The following is a 3464-nucleotide window of genomic DNA, read 5'->3' on the forward strand; positions in this document are numbered from 1 at the left end:
CTACCGTGTTGGCCCGCTCGTGGGTGCCTACCACTCTAAAACATAAAGAAAGCAGCTGGGAGACGATCCGATGGACTTAACCAACAAGACCGCCGTTGTACTCGGGGTCGCTGACCGCTCCAGTATCGCCTGGGGCATCGCCAACCGCTTCGCGCAGGCCGGCGCTCGCGTGTTCATCGGCTACCAGCAGAAGTTCTTCTCGCGCGTGCGGATGCTGCTGCAGGAACACCCGGGCGTGGACGGCGCCCGCTGCGACGTGATGAAGGACGAGGAGCTGCAGGAGTTCTTCAGCCGCTTCTCCTCTACGGGTATCGATGTGCTGGTTCACTGCCTGGCCTACGGACCGCCCGAGGTGTTCACCGCCAAGCCGTCGCAGGTGGGCGGCGAGGGCTTCAACCAGACCCTCTCCATCTCAGCCCACTCCCTGCTCAAGGTCTCCGGCTTTGCCAAGCCCTACATGCGCCCCTGGGGCAGCATCATGACCTTGAGCTATCAGGCGTCCTGGCAGGCCCAGCCCTTCTACGGAATGATGGGCGTGGCCAAAGCCACCCTCGAGAGCTGCGTGCGCTACCTGGCAACGGAGTTCGGCGAGCAGCGGGTGCGCGTGAACGCCCTCTCGCCCGGGCCGATCGAAACGCCGGCAGCCCTCGGCGAGGTACTCGCCTTCCTCCGCGACCCCACGGCCCTCGACACGGAGGCCGGTCGCGTCTTCAAGGCGCTGCTCGAACAGATGCAGCACGACCCGGCCATCGCGAATGCCGACGAGATCACCAAAGCACGAGCGATCTGGGATCGGGTGCAGGCCCGCTTCGCGCAGGAGTCCGCCATGCCGGAGAGCGTCGACCAACACGATGTGGCCGACTCCGCCCTGTTCCTCGCCAGCGACCTATCGAAAAAGATCACTGGCCAGACCTTGCACATCGACTGCGGCATGTCCTCTTCTCGCATGATGCCCATGGTCTGAGGGCCCTCGACGCCCGCCACGGAAGCTGAATCGCTCGGTTCAGCTTCCGTTCAGATTTCTCTCCTCGGCGGCTTCCCGCTTCGCGTTCAGGCGGCGTTCATGGCGCCTGGCGCAGACTTACTCCCGACATCGCGAAACGCCGCGCTCGCCACCCACCTGAAAGATCGTGGGCAGCGCGTTGCAAGAAGGCCTTCGCGACCCTAAGCCCCCTAAGGAGTGAGTTATGAGTAACCATCGCAAGAGTCGACGCAATGCGGTCGTGGCCACCGTCGCGGTGGCAGGTGCGGCCCTCGGTCTGACCGGCTTCGCGTCAGCGGCCAGCGCCCACGACGGCGTCCATGTCCGGGTCAGTCCGTCCTATGGCTACGACAACTACCGCTACGACTACGGTGACCGTGTCGACCGTCAGCTGGACCGCCGCGCCCTGCGCGCCGCCAACAACGGTAACTACCGCCGCGCGGCTCGCTTGGATGCACGGGGTGATCGTTTCGATCGCTACTGGGATGCGCGCCGCGGCCGCTACTACACCTACCGCTGGGATTGCGGGCAGAGGATTCGTGTGTGGCTCTGATCCCCTTCACTTGTGAGAGCCGTCAGTAGCAGCGCTCCTTGTCTCCAGCGCTGCCTTCGGGCCCGGTCTACCCACCGGGCCCTTTTTTTTTACAGCGTCCTCAGGTACGCGATCAGCTGTGCAAGCTCCGCACCCGTGAGCGCGCCCGCCAACACGCCATGCCCGTCCGCCGGGTCTCCGACGAGCACGTCCCGCAAGGTGGTGCGGCTGCCGTCATGCAGGTAGGGCGCACTGGCCCAGATCCCGCGCAGGCTGGGCACGTTCGCAGGCGCCAAACCGGTGCCGATGCCCTCATCGATCGTGGGCGGGTTTGGTGCCACCGGAATGAAGTCCGGCGCTTGGTGACACTCGACGCAGCCGATGCTCTCGAACAACACCTGCCCGACCGCGGCTTGCTCGGATATCGATCCGTCTGCGTTGGCGAAGACGCTGACCGGCGGTGAGAACACCTCCAGCCAGATCTCGAACAGATCCTGTGCGTTCTCCACCACCGGCGGATTGCCGCTGGCGTTGTGGCGGATGATCGCGTTGCCGTTGACCACGCTGAGTTCCGGTTGACCGCCCGTGGTGCCGTAGGGCGCCGTGCGCGTGATACCCCAGAAGGGGGGCACCTGGCGCCCCCTAGCCAAGTTGTCGGACACTCCATCCGTGTGGCAGCTCTGGCAGGTGACGAGGTTCGGCGCCTGGGCATCGCCGCCGACCAGGCCGACGCTCCAGAACAGGTAGAGCCCGTCTTCGATGTCGGAGGTCTCGGCGGAGAAGGGCACTCGAGGCAGACCACTCCAAGCCAGGGCGATCTCCTCGCCGAGGGTATACGGCGGACCCTCCGTGAGGGAGATCGACCTCAAGGTCTCGCGAAACACATCCAGCACGTAGGCGCGCACGGCGTTGCCATCGCCATCGAAGATGAACTCGATGTCTTCCGGCGTAGCGTTCGGCTCGCCGGGCGCCAACTCCACCGTGTCCAGCACGTTGCCAGCGAGGTCGGCCACCACGGCCACGCCGTTGCCGGTGGCGGCGACCACCTGCAGCTGGTCGTCGGTCGCCATCGCCTTGTAGTCGGTTCCCACGTTCTCCAGCTGCACGCCGAGCACGGCCAGGGTCTCGGGATCCACGCGCAACACGCGGTTATCGCCCTCCACACCGGAGATCCTGGAGAGCACGAACGTCGCCACGCGCAGCTCACCATCGGCGCCCAGGGTGAGTTCGAAGGGCACCCCCTCGATGCTGGCGCGCTGGAGGGTCTGCTGCCCTTGGGGCAGGGCGGGGTCGAGCAACTCCAACTCGCCGAGCACCCGGTGACCGACGATCAAGCGACCGTCGTCCAATACGAGCAGCGCATTTGGCAGCTGACCTTGCGTGCGCACATCCGCCAAGCGGGTGTAGGCGCCAGGGCCGTCCTGGCGGTAGGTCAGCACGGCGTTAGCAACATCGTTGGTCACGTACACGAGCAGTTGTGGGCTCCGCGCGTCGAAGGCAACACGGCGCGAGCCCCGTGGCATCGGCACCTCGGCGACGACCGAGCCAGACGCCACCTCCAGCACCGCCATGAAGTCGGCCGTGGCGCTCAAGACGAAGGCGTACTCCCCGTCCGGACTGATGGCCACGTCGACGGGGCGATGAGGAATGGACCGAGCCCCTACGGTGATCGGCAACTCGGCGAGTACCCGATCGGCCCCCGCGTCCACCGCGGTGACCGTGCCGTCCACCTGATGCACCACGTAGGCGCGGGCGCCATCCGGGCTGACCGCGAGTGCACGCGACGCGCGCTGCCCCGCCGGTTGGGCAGACTGGCGACGCAAGGCGACCGAGTTTTCGCTGAAGCGACGTTCCGCCCCGAGCTCGAGCGCCTGCAGGTACAAGCGATCACCGTCCTCCACCGTATCGGGGACGGGCAGGCTGGCCGTCCCTTCACCTTGCGCGTCGAGA

General features: G+C 66.2%; 3 protein-coding genes. 2 read left to right on the top strand and 1 reads right to left on the bottom strand.

What is annotated here, in order from left to right; genetic code table 11:
• The first annotated feature begins 70 nt into the window (after nucleotides 1–70).
• Together AAF184_25300 and AAF184_25305 are read left to right on the top strand one after the other, a co-directional pair.
• Nucleotides 71–964 carry an SDR family oxidoreductase gene (locus AAF184_25300; protein MEO0425671.1) on the top strand — a complete coding sequence of 298 codons (894 nt, stop codon included), beginning with the start codon at nucleotides 71–73 and terminating at the stop codon, nucleotides 962–964.
• Nucleotides 965–1187: 223 nt separating this feature from the next.
• Entirely contained in the window at nucleotides 1188–1535 is a 348-nt protein-coding gene (locus AAF184_25305) for a hypothetical protein (protein ID MEO0425672.1), read from the top strand.
• 89 nt (nucleotides 1536–1624) lie between these two features.
• Here the strand turns inward: AAF184_25305 and AAF184_25310 are convergent.
• Nucleotides 1625–3464 (bottom strand): hypothetical protein (locus tag AAF184_25310; GenBank protein MEO0425673.1); only part of this gene is annotated, 1840 nt, incomplete at its 5' end.

The sequence above is a fragment of the Pseudomonadota bacterium genome, assembly GCA_039815145.1.
In the GTDB taxonomy this organism is placed as follows: Bacteria; Pseudomonadota; Gammaproteobacteria; order Steroidobacterales; family JBCBZW01; genus JBCBZW01.